At 41.4% G+C, this 16,383-nt stretch carries 18 protein-coding genes; 9 read left to right on the top strand and 9 right to left on the bottom strand.

Features of this window, described 5'->3' with window-relative positions:
* Positions 1 to 35 precede the first annotated feature (35 nt).
* Together I5907_RS04340 and ygiD are read left to right on the top strand one after the other, a co-directional pair.
* Complete coding sequence (locus I5907_RS04340; protein ID WP_231401960.1) at positions 36 to 620, top strand: YceI family protein; 585 nt, start codon at positions 36 to 38, stop codon at positions 618 to 620.
* 266 nt (positions 621 to 886) lie between these two features.
* On the top strand, positions 887 to 1,726 hold the full coding sequence (ygiD, locus tag I5907_RS04335) for a 4,5-DOPA-extradiol-dioxygenase (RefSeq protein ID WP_196989499.1): 840 nt from the start codon (positions 887 to 889) through the stop codon (positions 1,724 to 1,726).
* Positions 1,727 to 1,784: 58 nt separating this feature from the next.
* On the opposite strand, the gene I5907_RS04330 is transcribed toward ygiD, so the two are convergent.
* Positions 1,785 to 3,251, bottom strand: coding sequence for a sigma-54-dependent transcriptional regulator (locus tag I5907_RS04330; protein WP_196989498.1), 1,467 nt, complete (start codon positions 3,249 to 3,251; stop codon positions 1,785 to 1,787).
* A 225-nt stretch (positions 3,252 to 3,476) separates the two neighbouring features.
* Here I5907_RS04330 and I5907_RS04325 point away from each other — a divergent pair, with 225 nt between their 5' ends.
* On the top strand, positions 3,477 to 3,860 hold the full coding sequence (locus I5907_RS04325) for a response regulator (protein ID WP_196989497.1): 384 nt from the start codon (positions 3,477 to 3,479) through the stop codon (positions 3,858 to 3,860).
* Positions 3,861 to 3,967: 107 nt separating this feature from the next.
* Here I5907_RS04325 and I5907_RS04320 read toward each other — a convergent pair whose 3' ends face one another.
* Positions 3,968 to 4,663 carry a YjjG family noncanonical pyrimidine nucleotidase gene (locus I5907_RS04320; protein WP_196989496.1) on the bottom strand — a complete coding sequence of 232 codons (696 nt, stop codon included), beginning with the start codon at positions 4,661 to 4,663 and terminating at the stop codon, positions 3,968 to 3,970.
* A 72-nt stretch (positions 4,664 to 4,735) separates the two neighbouring features.
* On the opposite strand from I5907_RS04320, the gene I5907_RS04315 reads away from it, so the two are divergent.
* A complete protein-coding gene (locus tag I5907_RS04315) occupies positions 4,736 to 5,434 on the top strand; it encodes an SDR family oxidoreductase (RefSeq protein ID WP_196989495.1) in 699 nt (232 codons plus the stop codon).
* 5 nt (positions 5,435 to 5,439) lie between these two features.
* Here the strand turns inward: I5907_RS04315 and I5907_RS04310 are convergent, their stop codons facing one another.
* Both I5907_RS04310 and I5907_RS04305 read right to left on the bottom strand, forming a co-directional pair.
* Positions 5,440 to 6,279: a maleylpyruvate isomerase N-terminal domain-containing protein gene (locus I5907_RS04310; RefSeq protein ID WP_196989494.1), complete on the bottom strand. Its 840-nt coding sequence runs from the start codon at positions 6,277 to 6,279 to the stop codon at positions 5,440 to 5,442.
* A 152-nt stretch (positions 6,280 to 6,431) separates the two neighbouring features.
* Positions 6,432 to 7,073, bottom strand: a complete 642-nt coding sequence (locus tag I5907_RS04305) for an LON peptidase substrate-binding domain-containing protein (protein ID WP_196989493.1) — start codon at positions 7,071 to 7,073, stop codon at positions 6,432 to 6,434.
* A gap of 110 nt (positions 7,074 to 7,183) precedes the next feature.
* Here I5907_RS04305 and I5907_RS04300 point away from each other — a divergent pair, with 110 nt between their 5' ends.
* From I5907_RS04300 to I5907_RS04285, 4 genes are all read left to right on the top strand, one after another.
* On the top strand, positions 7,184 to 8,056 hold the full coding sequence (locus I5907_RS04300; RefSeq protein ID WP_196989492.1) for a glycosyltransferase family 2 protein: 873 nt from the start codon (positions 7,184 to 7,186) through the stop codon (positions 8,054 to 8,056).
* Between the two features lie 5 nt (positions 8,057 to 8,061).
* A complete protein-coding gene (locus I5907_RS04295) occupies positions 8,062 to 9,072 on the top strand; it encodes a glycosyltransferase family 9 protein (RefSeq protein ID WP_196989491.1) in 1,011 nt (336 codons plus the stop codon).
* Between the two features lie 137 nt (positions 9,073 to 9,209).
* Complete coding sequence (meaB, locus tag I5907_RS04290) at positions 9,210 to 10,091, top strand: methylmalonyl Co-A mutase-associated GTPase MeaB (protein WP_196989490.1); 882 nt, start codon at positions 9,210 to 9,212, stop codon at positions 10,089 to 10,091.
* Positions 10,092 to 10,094: 3 nt separating this feature from the next.
* The gene (locus I5907_RS04285) at positions 10,095 to 11,162 is read left to right on the top strand and encodes a glycosyltransferase family 4 protein (RefSeq protein WP_196989489.1); all 1,068 of its coding nucleotides are present in this window, start codon (positions 10,095 to 10,097) and stop codon (positions 11,160 to 11,162) included.
* 80 nt (positions 11,163 to 11,242) lie between these two features.
* On the opposite strand, the gene I5907_RS04280 is transcribed toward I5907_RS04285, so the two are convergent.
* Positions 11,243 to 12,157, bottom strand: a complete 915-nt coding sequence (locus tag I5907_RS04280) for a glycosyltransferase family 2 protein (protein ID WP_196989488.1) — start codon at positions 12,155 to 12,157, stop codon at positions 11,243 to 11,245.
* Positions 12,158 to 12,160: 3 nt separating this feature from the next.
* Positions 12,161 to 13,147, bottom strand: coding sequence for a glycosyltransferase family 9 protein (locus I5907_RS04275; protein ID WP_196989487.1), 987 nt, complete (start codon positions 13,145 to 13,147; stop codon positions 12,161 to 12,163).
* Positions 13,148 to 13,348: 201 nt separating this feature from the next.
* On the opposite strand from I5907_RS04275, the gene I5907_RS04270 reads away from it, so the two are divergent.
* Entirely contained in the window at positions 13,349 to 13,579 is a 231-nt protein-coding gene (locus I5907_RS04270; protein ID WP_196989486.1) for a hypothetical protein, read from the top strand.
* Here the strand turns inward: I5907_RS04270 and I5907_RS04265 are convergent.
* From I5907_RS04265 to I5907_RS04255, 3 genes are all read right to left on the bottom strand, one after another.
* Complete coding sequence (locus tag I5907_RS04265) at positions 13,576 to 14,016, bottom strand: YybH family protein (RefSeq protein ID WP_231401959.1); 441 nt, start codon at positions 14,014 to 14,016, stop codon at positions 13,576 to 13,578. The two genes, I5907_RS04270 and I5907_RS04265, sit on opposite strands and share 4 nt — an antisense overlap.
* Before the next feature lie 216 nt (positions 14,017 to 14,232).
* Positions 14,233 to 14,994 carry a LytR/AlgR family response regulator transcription factor gene (locus I5907_RS04260; RefSeq protein ID WP_196989485.1) on the bottom strand — a complete coding sequence of 254 codons (762 nt, stop codon included), beginning with the start codon at positions 14,992 to 14,994 and terminating at the stop codon, positions 14,233 to 14,235.
* A 1-nt stretch (position 14,995) separates the two neighbouring features.
* A complete protein-coding gene (locus I5907_RS04255) occupies positions 14,996 to 16,012 on the bottom strand; it encodes a sensor histidine kinase (protein ID WP_196989484.1) in 1,017 nt (338 codons plus the stop codon).
* Positions 16,013 to 16,383 lie beyond the last annotated feature (371 nt).

The following is a 16,383-nucleotide window of genomic DNA, read 5'->3' as shown; positions in this document are numbered from 1 at the left end:
TACATTTTCACCACATATTAAAAAGAAACACAATCATGAAAAAACTGTTTTTAGCAGCAGCAATCACGCTTTTTAGCACGGCATTATTTGCGCAAACCACCTGGAATGTTGACAATGCGCACTCAAATGTAAAATTTACGGTAACGCACCTGGTAATTTCAGAAGTAGAAGGCTATTTCAAAAATTTTAAAGGAAGCATTACTTCAAATAATGCAGACTTTAATGATGCTTCTGTTGATTTTAGCGTAGACATCAACAGCATTAATACAGACAATGAAAACCGGGATAAGCACCTGAAGAGCGATGATTTCTTTAATGCGGAGCAATACCCAAACATGACTTTTAAAAGTACTTCTTTTAAAAAAGTATCAGGCAACAAATACAAACTTACCGGTAACCTTACCATACGTAATATTACCAAGACGGTAACTTTCGATGTTACTTACGGCGGTACAGTAAAAGACCCATGGGGCAATATAAAAGTCGGTTTTAAAGCCACTACTGTAATCAACCGTTTTGATTACAACCTTAAATGGAACACCGTAACAGAGGCTGGCGGTGCAGTTGTAGGTAAAGATGTAACGATCGATCTTAAACTGGAGTTTGCGCAGGCAAAATAACTTGATGTCTTTTACAGCCGGGAGGTTTGTGCCTATTGTTGATGCGGTATTGTTCCCGGCTGTATAATTTTTCTATGGTTAAGTATGGCTTGTAAAAAGCTTTTGTTTGTAAACAACGTTGCACCCTTGCTGAAGTATGACCAACAGTACAAGTGAGTGACACAACAGGCGATGATAGTAGTAATGCAGCCTGTAACCAACAAATTAACTACGGCGCATTGAAACGAATTCATTTTTTGCGGACAGTAATTACAGGAATAACGGGAATGTCTACATTATCTTCATTTAAACAATTTACAGCAACACTCTCTGAGGAAGAATCATTGATGCCGGTGTTGTTCGTTGGCCACGGCTCACCTATGAACGGTATTGAAGACAATGAGTTTTCAAAACGCTGGGCACAAATGGCCCTGGAAATTCCGGTACCTAAGGCAGTATTGGTAATATCTGCACATTGGCTTACACGCGGTACCCATATAACTGGCATGGATTTTCCGCAAACGATCCATGATTTTGGCGGGTTTCCGCAAGCTCTTTTTGATGTGCAATACCCTGCACCGGGAGATCCTTTGCTGGCAAAAGAGACTGCTTCTATCATACACACAACAGCGGTGGGTCTTTCGCACGATTGGGGTTTGGACCACGGTGCCTGGACGATCATCAAACACATGTACCCCGCCGCCGATATACCGGTATTGCAGTTGAGTATTGATTATACGAAGCCTCCACAATACCACTATGACCTGGCAAAAGAACTGTACGCCCTGCGAAAGAAAGGCGTGCTGGTAGTAGGTAGTGGCAACATGGTGCACAACCTTCGAATGGTTTCCTGGCAGCACATAGATAAGCCCGGTTTTGGATTTGACTGGGCATTGAAAATGAATGATACGTTCAAGGAACTCATCAGTAACGGAAGCCATGATAAACTGATAAAGTATGAAAGCCTCGGCAGGGAGGCATTGCTTGCTATACCAACGCCGGATCATTACCTTCCTTTGATGTACACACTTGGCCTGCAGGGTGGCCGGGATAAGATCTCTTTCTTCAATGATACAGCCGTTGCAGGGGCCCTTACGATGACATCAGTAAAAATCAGTCATACATAAAAAAGTCTGTTCATTACTGAACAGACTTTTTACAATCAAAGGGAAGAAACTGGTTCAATTAATTGAGCTTCTCCGTCAGTTGTTCATAATTCCGGATCTTATTGTATAATGTTTTCCTGTCGATATTTAAGATTTCTGCTGCCTTTTTCTTATTGTAATTAACCTGCTTCAACAGGTTCATAATGGTTTCGTATTCTGCCTTTACCGCGGTGCTTTTCAGATCCAGTTCCCTTACCGGTGGAACGGCCGTAGGGTTGCTGCTGTTCATGACTACAGCGTTTTGCAGGTAGCCAGCTTCATTTACAGGTGGTGCTGCTGTATCGAGCGCGCTATTACCGGTAATTTCCCATGGCAATGTATCTGCCTTTATAGTGGTGCCGCCAGGTGTAAGCAATACTGAGCGTCTGACAACATTCCTGAACTCTCTCAGGTTGCCCGGCCAGCTGTAACTAAGGAACATGCTTATTACCCTGTCTTCAAACCCTACTACTTCTTTATTCAATTCCTGGTTGGTTTTGGCAAGAAAGAAATTTGCAAAAGAAATGATGTCATCTTTACGGTTGCGAAGTGGTGGCAGGTTAATCGAAAACTCGTTAAAGCGGTGGTAAAGATCTTCCCTGAATTTGCCCCTGCGGTAGGCATCCTGCAGGTTTTCATTGGAAGCCACGATAATACGTACATCTACATCCATTTCTTTGGTGCCACCTACGCGTTTGAATTTTCTTTCCTGTATTACACGCAGCAAAGATGCCTGTACATCGGGCGACAGGTTGGCAACTTCATCGAGGAAAAGCGTGCCGCCATTAGCTGTCTCAAAATGCCCGTCTTTATCATTCAGCGCGCCGGTAAATGCGCCTTTTACGTGACCAAACAATTCACTGCCGCTTAATTCTTTTGATAGTGTACCACAATCAACTGCAACAAAAGGCTTTCCCTTTCTGTCACTGTAATCGTGGATGGTCCTGGCTACCACTTCTTTACCTGTGCCACTTTCACCATAAAGGATAATACTGTAACCCGTTGGGGCTACGATCTCAATTTGCCTGTATAATTCTTTGGTAGCTGCAGCATTGCCGATCATAAAATCCACACTTGTGGTATTTGATCTTTTTACAGCCGGTTTCGCAACGGACGAAACAGGTATGGTTAGGCTGCCGGTTTCTGACTGGTTGAATGCAGCAGAAAGTACATTTAAAACCTCATCAGGTATAAGTGGCTTGGTAATATAATCGTAAGCACCGGCTTTAATGATCTCTACCGCGGTTTTAATATCAGAATACCCTGTAATAACAATGACGATGGCTTTGGGGTCTGTTGCTTTCAATTGAGCAAGTACATCCTTACCATCTTTATCACCCAAACGGTAATCGCACAGTACCGCATCGTAATTACCCTGCGAGAACATGCTGATGCCTTTTACCCCGCTGTATGCAGTGTCGGCTTCGTAACCCTTGCGTGCTAAAAATTTACTTAGAAGGAGGCAGATATCGGTGTCGTCGTCAATTATTAATATTTTCTTTTTCATGTCTTTGTAACGTCAACTTTAAATGAGGATTTGCAATGGTACCAGTGTGAAATAGTGTAGAATTTCATGCCAGTTTTTGCTGATTATGAAGTTACCATATTTGAAAACAGTATACTTTGATCTTTTTTTGCGTCTTGTTTAGCGAATAACCGCATGTAACCATAATTAGTGGCACATTTTTTAACCCTTTGATACTTATTCAATTCACTGTTAAATAAGTAGAACGTGGAAACCAGTAGTGTGAGAGATAAAATTTTAAAAGCATTGATTGTTGATGATGAGGTGGATATATGTTACCTGCTGGACGGTATTTTAAAGAAAAAAAGTCTTCGGTCAACCTATGTAAATACATTATCAGATGCACAGCGAATGCTGAAAAAAGAAACTCCGTCAATTTTATTCTTAGATAACCACCTTCCCGATGGTTTGGGTGTTGATTTTATAGATTATGTAAAAAGAAATCATCCTTTTACACGTATTGTGGTGGTAACGGCAATAGATTCATCCGCAGACCGTCTCAAAGCCTATGAAAAAGGTGCTGATTATTTTATTGCCAAACCATTTAACCGGGATATCATTTTCAATGTTGTCGACAGGCTAAATAAATGAGGAGCAGCTTGCCCGTTGTGGGCATTATTTTCTACACTTTTACGAGTTAATCTTTCTGCCAGAAATGCCAAATATTCCTGAAAATTTCCATATAAACTTAGACGATTTTAAAATATATCTTCCAGTTCTTTCAGGTGTGTAATAACATAGGTCGCTTGTATATGCGGGTCGATCTTTAAATGGTTCACAAAAATAGTATCCAGCCCTGCATTAATTCCTCCCTGTATATCCGCATCCAGATTGTCTCCTATCATAACGCTTTCATGCGCCAACGCGCCACTTTTGCTTAGCGCATACTCAAAAATTTCTTTATTTGGTTTTAGGCTGTTAGATCCTTCTGAAGTTATTATTTCCCTGAAATAGTTGCGCAGGTTACTGTTTTGCAGTTTGCTGAACTGCACATTCTCAAAACCGTTTGTTACGAGGTGAAGAATGTAGCCCTTTTTATTGAGGTATTCAAGTATTTCAATCGTATATGGGAAAAGATTTGTTTTAAGCGGCAGGCGTTCAAGAAATTCAGCAGACATGCGTTTAGCCATTGCTTCATCTGCAACTTTAAAATCCAGCATGGCAAGCCACATCCTTTTCCAGCGTAGTTCCTCCTGCTTTATGTAGCCTTTTGTGTAGCGGTCCCAAAGCCGCTCGTTATGATAGCTGTACCTGTTAAAAAATTCATCGAAGTTGTCAATACCAAGAAGATGTAAGCTGTTAAGATCATACACTTCCCGGATGGTTTCTTTGGCGTTTGTCTCAAAATCCCACAACGTATGATCAAGATCGAAGAAAAGATGCCGGTATTTCATGCCGCAAAATACAACTTAAGCTTGTTGAGTTTATCAATTTGCTGTTAACTTGCCGGAGCTAAATCAATTGTTATGCATGTAATAATTACGGGAGCGTCAAAAGGATTGGGGAAAGCGATGGCAACACAGTTCGCAGCGGCTGGTAATACGCTGTTATTATGTGCCCGTAATGAATACAATCTTTACGAACTGGTAAATGAACTCCAAACAAATTATCCGCAATCTGCCGTACACGCAAAAGCGGCAGACATGAGCGTGACTGAACATGTAACGGCTTTTGCTAACTGGTGCCTGTCGTTCGGCACACCCGGCATCATTATCAATAATGCCGGCCAGTTTATCCCTGGCAGCGTACACAACGAGCCCGACGGCGCATTGGAACAAATGATTGAAACAAACCTGTACAGCGCATACCACCTTACCAGGCTGCTGCTACCTGCTATGATGCAGGTAAAAGAAGGTCATATCTTCAATATCTGTTCTATCGCTTCTATACAGGCGTATAATAATGGTGGTGCTTACAGCATCAGCAAGTTCGCACTACTGGGGTTTAGCAAAAACCTGCGCGAGGAGATGAAACCCTATAATATAAAAGTAACGGCTGTTATACCCGGCGCTGCTTATACCGATTCCTGGTCGGCAAGCGGTATAGATGCAAAACGCATGATGGAGGCAAATGATGTTGCCGGGATGGTATTTGCGGTTGCCAGATTGTCTGCACAGGCCTGCGTAGAAGAGATTGTTATGCGGCCTCAATTAGGCGATCTGTAAACTGATCATGCCATTACCGAAATCATGTTCAAAGCATGCAACGCCAGCGTTTCATCGCCCGTAACATGTATACTGTTTGTAATATCAGCCGGGCGCATGCTTTTCGAAAACAACTTCCAGGCAATAGCTGCAGGAAGCGAGATACGTGCGGTTACATTCCTTTCATATTCTTTGCTCAGTAACCAGCCGCTGCCTGTTTTTGTAAGCAACCACGAGCCGCCTCCGTCACCCTCGATGTGTAGTTCAATCGTTGTACCTGTTGCTGCATCAATGTTTTTATATGTGTAAGGCAGCGCGTACATACATGTATCCATAAAAGGATAAAAAAATGTACTGGTCATTATGCCCGGTTTATGCACGGCGTCTCTTATCTGCTGCTGGTGTAGCCATTTCTCCGTGTACTCCCGTGCAATATGCAACCAGTTTAAACTTTCTTCTTCACCCGCCCACGATACTGCAAATACAGCTTTGTCATACAGGTTGAGCGACTTATAATAAGCGCTGGTTTCCTTTCGCGTTGCTTCATGCAGCAGTATTAATACGGCAGGACTCATTCTCTTTGCAGCCGCAACCCAGTCAGCGTTCAGTTTATTCAGCCAGTCTACAAGTTCATTGTACGTGTTTATTGCAGGCGGCGTTTCACCAAAATAGCGGTCTTTCTGCAAAGAGAGCGTCCGTATGTTACCATCCAGTAAGTGAGCCGCCACGTCTTTTACTTTCCATAAGCGTGCAACGGTTGACTTTTCCCAATCAGCCGGCGTTAACGCGTACAAAAGTTCCATTAAACTATCATCGAGCGGTTCAAACAGGTGCTGAACCTGTATTGGTGCTGGTTGTGTTTGCATAAGTTTTTTTATGTGCCCAGCTGCATTGCTGCTATGCGGCTTTGGTTGCGTCGCACACTTGTACTGCAGCATATGTGTCAGCAAGGGTGCTGCCGGCGTCAGTTAATATAAAATCGTCACGGGTGTTGTGTTTTTCCAGGTCATTTATGCTGTCAAAAGTCAAAATTGAAACCCTTCAATTCCCTGAAATGGCCATTCAGCTGAATTTTTTCTTTCAGTAATTCTATGCCATTGATCATTGGAATAACTTTGTTTAAATGGCGTTTCAGGTACTCCAGTCGCTGATCTTCGCGCAACAGCCCAAGCAGCTCATATTCTTCTTCTAACGTTAGCCCGGCATGGTGCGCAACATCATAGCTCAGCAGTTCATCGTCAGGCTTTTTAATGTCTTTTGTAATCTTCAGCAGCTTATGCAGCTCACGTATGCTGGTCAGTATTTGCTGCATCATGGCACGCACCAGGTTCATTTCATTGGCCGGGTATTCCACAATGGCACCACTGTATAATTTATCCGGCACTTTCTTAATCACCTCCAGTACGCGAAAAACACTCAGGCCTTCGGTTCTTATGTCCATTTTGCCATCATCATATACTTTCACTATTTCCTTCACTTTTACAAGCGTGCCAAGGTCGGTAACATTATTATTTACTACAGAAGGAATGCCGAAAGGTTTTTGTAAACTGTAGCACTCATTTACCAGTTGTTTGTATCGGTCCTCGAAGATGTGCAGGTTTAGTTGCTCACCGGGGTAAACAACGATACTCAAAGGAAATATGGGAATAAAATTGATCATAGCTTAAAAACGTAAATTGCAATTTAGCGCTTAAATGTAAATTGCATAGTAGTAATAAAGTAAAAATTACGTCTTATAATTTCCGTTCTTTGCAGCCATACACGGGCAACATGAAGATATCTGGTTTTACCATTATAAGAAATGCAATAATCAACGATTACCCGATCGTGGAAGCCATCAGATCAATACTGCCTGTTGTAGATGAAATGGTTGTTTTGATTGGTGATTCTGAAGACGATACAACAGGCCTCATAAAGGCTATCAACGATCCTAAAATAAAGATTCATTATTCAACATGGGATCTCAGTCTCCGCAAAGGAGGCAGGGTTTTGGCCGTTGAAACAGACAAGGCTTTTCAACTCATCGATCCTGCAAGTGACTGGGCGTTTTACATACAGGGCGATGAAGTTATTCATGAGCAGTATTTGCCGGCAATCAAAACAGCGTGCGAAAAGTATAAGACCGATACAAATGTGGAAGGTTTGTTATTCAGGTATCTTCATTTTTATGGCACGTACGATTATGTAGGCGACAGCAGACGTTGGTACCACCGCGAGGTTAGAATAATAAGAAACGATAAACGTATTGCTGCATACAGAGATGCACAGGGTTTTCGTATCGGGCAAACCAAGCTTAAAGTAAAGCTAATCGATGCCTGTGTATATCATTACGGCTGGGTAAAGAGTCCAAAGCAAATGAAGCAAAAGCAGCAGCATGTCAGCCGCTTCTGGAACGAAGATTCAGAAGAATGGCGACAGTATGTGCAACAGGAAGATGCATTCAACTTCGACGATTTTGATTCTCTGCAGAAATTCACGGGCAGTCATCCTGCAGTAATGAAAGACCGCATTGAAAAGAAAAACTGGAATATTGATATTGATCTTTCCAAAAAACATTTTTCACTTAAAGATGCCCTGCTGTACAGGTTTGAAAAGCTCACGAGTATCAGGCCATTCGATTTTAAAAATTACCGCATTATATAGCTTGCATGCAACAACCTGCGAATATCATTATCAGCAGAACCGACAGCATTGGTGATGTAGTGTTGACATTGCCTGTGGCAGCAGTTTTAAAAAAACATTTCCCCGCTATAAAAGTTGCATGGCTAGGTAAGGCGTATACCAAACCTGTTATCAACGCATGTAAATATGTGGATGAGTTTATAGACGTAGAAGATTTTTATAGCAAACCGGTAGATGTATGTGGTGAAGCACCGCAGGTGATATTACACGTTTTTCCACTGGCCTCCATCGCAAAGCGGGCCAAAGAGATTGGTATACCATTACGCATTGGCACCACTAACAGGCTTTATCACTGGACTACCTGTAATAAACTGGTAAGGCTCAGCCGTAAAAAGTCTGACCTGCACGAGGCACAACTGAACCTGAAGTTGCTGGAAGCATTAGGTATTTACGAAAACCTGCAAATAGAAAACCTGGTGCCGCTTTTTGGGTTACAACAATTGCAGGAACTGAAAAGCGAATTCAGGGCATTGATTGACGAACATAAATTCAATGTAATACTGCACCCAAAATCACAGGGCAGCGCAAGAGAATGGGGCCTGGAAAACTTCGTAAAGCTGGTGCATTTACTTGATCAAAACAGGTACAATATTTTTATCTCCGGCACGCCGAAAGAAAGAGGAAGCCTGCAACCCTTGTTTGATGCAGTTGGCAACCTGGTGCACGATATAACAGGCAAAATGGATCTCGATCAGTTCATGGCTTTTATCAATAAGTGTGATGCACTGGTGGCCAATAGTACCGGACCTTTACACATTGCAGCAGCGCTTGGTAAACATGCAATGGGCATATACCCGCCTATGCGGCCGATACATCCCGGCAGGTGGGCGCCTGTTGGTAAGTATACAACAGTGTTTGTGGAAGATAAAACATGTACTGATTGTAGCAGGAATACTGCGGGCTGCCATTGTATGGCAGCAATACAACCAATGAGTATACAACTTGCGCTTGATAAAGCAGCACGAAAGTTAGCATAAAGCTGAACGAAACAATATATTGCGTTGTTGAAAAATGATATACAGTACAAGTGTGCGACGCAACAGGTGATGCCATGAAAAAATACTGCCGGTAACATTATTCAGCATATAAAAATCTTTACGGGTAATAACTTCTGATGCAGTTAAACATTAAACAAATAGCAAGAAATATTTCACTGATTGAAAACAGGGTTGCCGGTTTTGAGTCATTGCTGCTGCAAAATGGACAGCGTAAAGCCGGTATCGTTGGTTTAACGGGGGCGCCCGGCGCCGGTAAAAGCACACTGGCCGATGCGCTGATTGCTGAAATGCTTGCTGATGGAAAACGTGTTGCCGTATTATGCATTGATCCGTCATCTCCCTTTAATATGGGTGCATTACTGGGAGACAGGGTGCGTATGAGTAAATGGTACAATAATGACAGGGTTTATATACGCTCTATGGCATCCAGGAATGCATTGGGTGGTTTAAGCCCGATGATCATTGAAGTAACAGAGTACCTGAAAGCTGCAGGTTTTGATTTTATATTGGTGGAAACTGTTGGTGTAGGACAAAACGAGATTGATATAGCAGGGCTTGCCGATGTTACAGTTGTGGTCATGGTGCCGGAAGGAGGTGATGAAATTCAAACCATGAAATCGGGTATCATGGAAATAGGCGATGTGTTTGTGGTAAACAAATGCGACCGGCCTGATGCAGACCGGTTTGTGAGGTACCTGAAAGCTATGCTGGCACCGGTTTTTCAACGTGTTCATAAAGAGATTCCGGTTATTAAAACAATAGCTGCAACGCATGCGGGTATAGCAGAATTATACCATGCAGTAATTGCGCAGTTTCATAACCTTTTTTCTACCGACAGAAAGTATTGGTTACTTGCAGAAAGGGCATACCAGCTTATACAGGAAAGAAAAATGAAAGATGTAAGTAAGCTGCAATTGTTCAATGACATAAAGCAATATTTTGAAACAAATGAGCAGTTTAATCTGTACAATTTTGTAGCACAGCAAACCGTAAAGTGATACATGAACAATATTCTTTTTGATTGTGAGCGCATGCGGTATCAGCACACCGGGTTGTATCATTTTTGCCTGCAGTTAGGCAGGGCCCTGGTAAGAAATGTTGATGCACACAAAGAACGGCTAACGATGTATGTACCGCCATCTGCATTGAATATCTTTGGTAATTCAACAGCATACCTCCATCAGAAAAGCCTACACAAGTTTGTGTTTCCTTCTGCAAAAAAGTATGATGTATGGCACGGAACTTACCAAAGCTCTAATTACTCGCCTGCTTCAAAAAAGTTGAAAAAAGTATTAACGATTCACGATCTCAACTTCCTGTACGAGCACACACCCGATGAAAGCCGCATTAAAAAATCTTTGCAGAAGATACAGGCACACATTAACAATGCAGATCATATCTGTACAATATCTGAGTATGTAAAGCAGGATGTTTTAAAACATCTTACAATTGCAGGCAAACCGCTTAGTGTTGTGTATAATGGTTGTAATATAGACAGGCTGCAGGAAGTGATTGCTCCTGCTGCAATACCCGCCGCACCATTTATTTTTACCATTGGTACCATTATGGAGAAGAAGAACTTTCATGTGCTGCCTGCCTTGCTTAAGGATAATAATTACCAGCTTGTGATTGCGGGTGTTGTACAGGATGAGCAATATCTTAAGAAGATCAAACAATGTGCAGCAGACCTTGGTGTAGCAGAGCGGTTGGTATTTGCGGGAACCGTGTCAGAAAGCGATAAGCAATGGTACCTGCACCATTGTGCGGCATTTGTATTTCCTTCTATAGCAGAGGGTTTTGGACTGCCCGTAATTGAGGCAATGGCTTTTGGGAAGCCGGTTTTTATTGCTCACGCTACCAGCTTGCCTGAGATAGGCGGGGATGCTGCATATTATTTTACCTCGTTTGAAGCACAAGACATGCAGCAGGCTTTTTTACATGGCCTGCAACACTACCATTCTGTTCATCCTCAGGAAGCAATCATGCAGCGTGCTGCATTATTTAGCTGGGATGAAGCCGCCAGGAAATACATCACCATTTATCAAAATCTCGCTGCTACTGCAAAGTAAATATGCAGGTAGTCAGCTACACATCATTTTTCAGCGCCTGTTGCGTCGCACTCTTGTACTGCAGCAATGTGGCGACAGTTTTATGCAACATGCAAACGCATTTTGAAAAACATTTTCAGGCAAAAAAGAATTTTACGGAACTCACTTTTCTTCTTCATGCCAAGCAAATATTTTTTGTGAGTGAAAAACAGGCGCATGCGCAGGAAATTATTCGATAAGGAATAGCCTTCATAGCTTTTCATCAATTTTTTCAATACTGTTTTTTCTGTCAAAAATTGCGGGGGACACGTTTCGTAAAAGAGTGCAATGCGTTTTCTTGTTTCCGCAAGTTTTTCTGCATCGGTTTTTGATGATGTAGTGATATTGTGCCCGTGCTGGCGCCACTTTACCAACGGCTGATCAACATACTGTATACCACTATAAAAACAGGCATTGAATGCGCACCAAAGATCGTGTGGCATTATGGGAGGAAACGGCAACATTTTTTGCAGTGCTTCTTTTTTAATGATCATATTATGCCCGCCAACACAATTGTCTGTAGCAAAGTACAGGCAATTATCAAACGAAGAAAGATTTTTGAGATCAGAGTGCTTCCTGTTTAAACTTTGCAATTTTTCATTTACCAGAAAGTCATCACAATATACCAGTGTGGCATTGCCTAATGCCTGCATCAATATGGTGGTCTTGTCAAGGTCCCAGACATCATCCTGGTCGCAAAACGAGACGTATGCAGCTTTGGCAATTGAACACCCTTTTTCAAAATTTTTGATGTAGCCGAGGTTGGTATCATTAAAAATGAGTTGTATGTTTTTGTACAGGCTTGCATATCGTTGTAATATCTGCCTTGTATTGTCTGTACTGCCATCATCAAGAATAATGATCTCGGTGTTTGTATACGTTTGATGAACGATCGAGTCAAGTTGTGCTTCAATAAATTTTTCGCCATTGTAGGTGGCCATAATTATTGAAACGAGTGCCTGTTGCTGCATGTCCATTTATCAGAGAATTATATTGAGCAATTGATCATCATTTATTTCTACGGCGCATTTAAAGTGCCCCTTCGGACAAGCTTTGTGACCGTGTAAACCGCATGGCCGGCAGCTAAGCGGTACCGCTATCTCAACCACATGTTTATCATCGCTCAGCGGGCCATAACCAAATGCTGGAATGGTAGAGCAATATACGGCAGTAACAGGCGCATTAACCGCAGAGCAAAAATGCATAGGCGCAGAATCGTTTACATAATTCATTACAGCACCCTGCATAAGAGCAGCAGACTGAAGAAAATTAAGCTGGCCCGCAAGGTTCTCAACAAAGGGATACAATGATATTTTTTTTATGGAGGTACACAGCTCTTTATCACCCGGGGCGCCGAGCAGGTACACATTGTATTTAGGTGGAAGCTGGTTAAGGAAACTGATCCATTTTTCTTTTGGGTATTGTTTGGTAAACCAGACAGACGAAGGGGCAATGCATAAGTAAGGCCTGGTTTTATAACTGCTTACTGCTGCATAATCTTTCGCTGAAGGGTAAAGCCGCGGTTTAGCGGCAACCTCATCTGTAAACGAGCTGATGAGGGCATGATTTCTTTCCATTTCATGCGTGTTTGCCGCAAATACATGTTTTATACTTTTTGAAAAAAGAAAGCTGAATGGGTTTTTATTAAAGCCAATTGTTTCTTTGGCTTTTGAGAAAGCAGTTAGCCATCCGGTAGTGGCATAGCGTTGCACATTAACTACTTTATCATACCGTGTACGCTTTATATGCTTTAACAATCTTAGCAGGTCTTTGTATTTGCCATTTTTTTTATCCCACACCAATACTTCATGCAAAAACGGGTGATTTTTCAGCAGGCCTTCATTACCCTTTCTCACAAGGTAATCGATACTTGCTTCGGGGTAATGTTGATGCAACTTCTCGAGGATGCCGGTTGCAAGCACAACATCACCAATAAAAGCTGTTTGTATTACCAGGAATTTTTGCATGGCGGCAAAGCTATTGAATTAGCAGGCAACAATTAACCCGCGTTGATGATAATGTTTTTCGCACAACGGGCATCGTTGCCGAACAGGGCGAAAGCGTACAAGTGAGTGACACAACAGGCGCTTAATAGCAGCACTACCGCTGGTTACAAAAGAAAAACAATAACCGTCAACCTTTTGTAATTTTACTTGTAATTATACACCATGGAACCTGAAGTAAGAGAATTTTTGAAACGTGTTTCAATGTCTTTGGGCATCGGACTTTTCTGGATGATCCTGAATTCTACTTTTGGTATTATGTTTGACTTCGCTTTTATACACGATAGCGTTACTGTTGGTAACATTGTTTTTTATATATGGTTTATTGCAAGCTTTGCGTTCCTGTTATGGTTTATTGTACGGCTTTGGAAGAAGCCAATTAATACAGGTGGTTAGCTTGTATGATCAACAACGATATACCACTGCCCGTTTATTTTATGGAACAACAGCGTGTAGTAGCCGCCGACATCTCCTACAGACCTTGTGAGGTGCCATTTGCCAAGTATAAAGGCATGATTGTTTGAAAGGATCTTTGTTTCCAGGATCGTAAAAACCAGCTTGCCCATAGTGGCTGTATCAGGGTAGCGTTTCTTATAGTTTTCCAGTGTTGACTGCCAACCGTAGTTGGGTCCTTTTGAACCTACAAATAACAGGCTGTCACTGTTCCAATAGCCTTTCATAAATGAATCAATGTCTCCCTTGTTCCAGGCCTGCACCTGCTCATTTAATACTTTGTGAATGGCAATGCTGTCACTGTTTTGTGCTTGTACACCAATGGAGGATACAAACGCAATGAAAAGAAGACAAAATTTTTTTATCATCATGTGTTTCATAACGGAGATATTAGCTGACCTGTTTTATGCAGGTTGAATATACAAATAAAAAAAGGGGCCGCTATAAAAATAGCGACCCGACATGCTATAATGCACATGAGAAAATGTTTTTTAAAACCTATGCAGCAAAGTTACCTGAAGACATCGCAGGCATCTGTATATTTTAACCGTAACATGAATTATACTTACCAGGGCAGGGGTTTATAAACATCAACTTCATTCCCCGCTTAGCCACTTGCGAAAGTCCGGTGCTGTTTCCTGGCTTATTATTACCTGGTGATGAATATCTGCAATGGAAAAGTCGACCTGTAGTTTTACCTTTTCAAATGCACGGTAAGATTTTATATAATTGATGTTAACAATATATTTCCTGTTAGCCCGGAAGAAAACGCCGGGATCAAGCGCTGCTTCTGAAATGCTGAGGTTCTTGTCATATATATATTTGCAGCGGTTTCTATCAATAAGATACACCACTTTGTTTTCGGTATACAGAAGCACAATGTCTTCCATTCTGACTGCAATATGTTCTAATCCTTTTTTTACGATCAGCCGTGTTTTTTTAGGTGTTCCCAGGTATTCCATCAGGTTATTCAGCCGTTGTGCATGCTGGCTGAAGTGTTGCTGCAGCAGCCTGTATTTTTGAATGGCTTTCAACACTTCGGTACTGTTGAGCGGCTTTAATAAATAGTCTATGCTGTTGTAATCAAAGGCGGTCATTAAAAATTCATCGAACGCGGTGGTAAATATAATGGGCGAGTCAACTTTAAAATTGTTGAATATTTCAAAAGACAAGCCATCTGTAAGGTGGATATCACAGAAAATAATATCCTGCCTGGGCATAGTGGAGAAATAGGTAATGCCATCTTTAACTGAACTGATAACGGCTGATATATTAATATCAGGTACAAGTTCTGTAAGAATATTACGAAGTCTTTCTATACCAGATGTCTCATCTTCAATAATTACAGCATTAAGCATGTCAGGCGCTTTTTAGCATGGGTAAGCTTACCATAAAATAATCGTTATGCAATTCAACGGTAACAGGTTTGTTGCATACCAGCTGGTATCGTTCTCTCAAATTGCTCAAACCAACTTTCGTAGAATATAAAGATGGTTTAAAAGGTTTGCGTTTATTGATCACGTATATGTAATCATTGTTAGAAGTAATCTTAATAGTAAGTGGCTCAGTGGCAGAAAACGCATTGTGCTTTATGGCGTTTTCTACCAGTAACTGCAAGGCACAGGGCAATATTGTTATAGCGTCAAGATTGTGTCTTCCCAGGTCGATGGTTAGTTTTATTTTGCTTTCGTACCGTACCTGCAGTAAAGCAAAATACCGCTTTATAAAGTCTACTTCTTCCGCCAGTGTTACATGATCTTTGTTTTTGTTGAGGAGAATATACCTGTAAACCTCAGAAAGCTTTGTTATAAAATCTTCCGCTCTTTGGCTGTCTTTTTGAATAAGCCATGATAAAGAATTAAGCGCATTGTACATAAAATGAGGGTCTAGCTCTGATTTCAAAACCTGTAGTTGTGCTTTTGTAAGTGCATGATCAAGTTGCTGGTACCTGACCTGCTCATTTTCTTTTTCATTTGCCAGGAACATCAGTTCATATACCAGTGTAAATACAACCACCGCCACACATACTGCCACAGTATTTCTCATTAACAAAGACCAATCAATATGATGATGAGCTTCAGTAAAAAAAAGCCAGATGCCACTTAGTAATGTGGCCACAAGTGCACCGTATAAAACGGTAAGAAAGCAAAGTGTAACTATCTTGATAAGTACATTATAAGAAAGCAAAAAGCGGTAGCGGCCAATGATCCAGGCGCCACCCTGCCACACGCAAAAGGAAATCAGTATAGCGTAACAATTAGCCACAATGATTTCTGCGGCAGAAATATTACCGTAATGATAAAAGCCTGAAATAAGTGGTATGGTTATACCGAGAATTGGTATCAGAAAAGCTTTTATGTGTTTGTCGTTGATCATGGAAGCAGTGTGGTATAAGTTATTCGTGATACATCTATGAAATTATTCGTATTTCAGGAAAACAATCTGTTAATAAGTGTTGAATGAATGCTTTTTACATAAGTGGAAATTTAGAATGAATGGAGTCCGTAAGATTACAGTGTCAGGCTAACGTGTTCGCCATACAAATTTGCTTGATGTTTTAAAAAAACAACAACCATTACTGTAAATTTTTAGTCATTTTGATGAACGGCCTGGCTGCTGGATCAAACAGCTTTTTGTTTTGTTAAGCTGATGTTGTGAATAAGAGTCAGGGCACCTGTAATGCACGTTTCAGGCTATAAATTTCATGTTTCAGTAAAAAGACAAACGAGCATATCATTTTGCTGAAA

It is taken from the genome of Panacibacter microcysteis (genome assembly GCF_015831355.1).
GTDB lineage: Bacteria > Bacteroidota > Bacteroidia > Chitinophagales > Chitinophagaceae > Panacibacter > Panacibacter microcysteis.
This window is presented reverse-complemented; position numbering and strand designations above follow the sequence as displayed.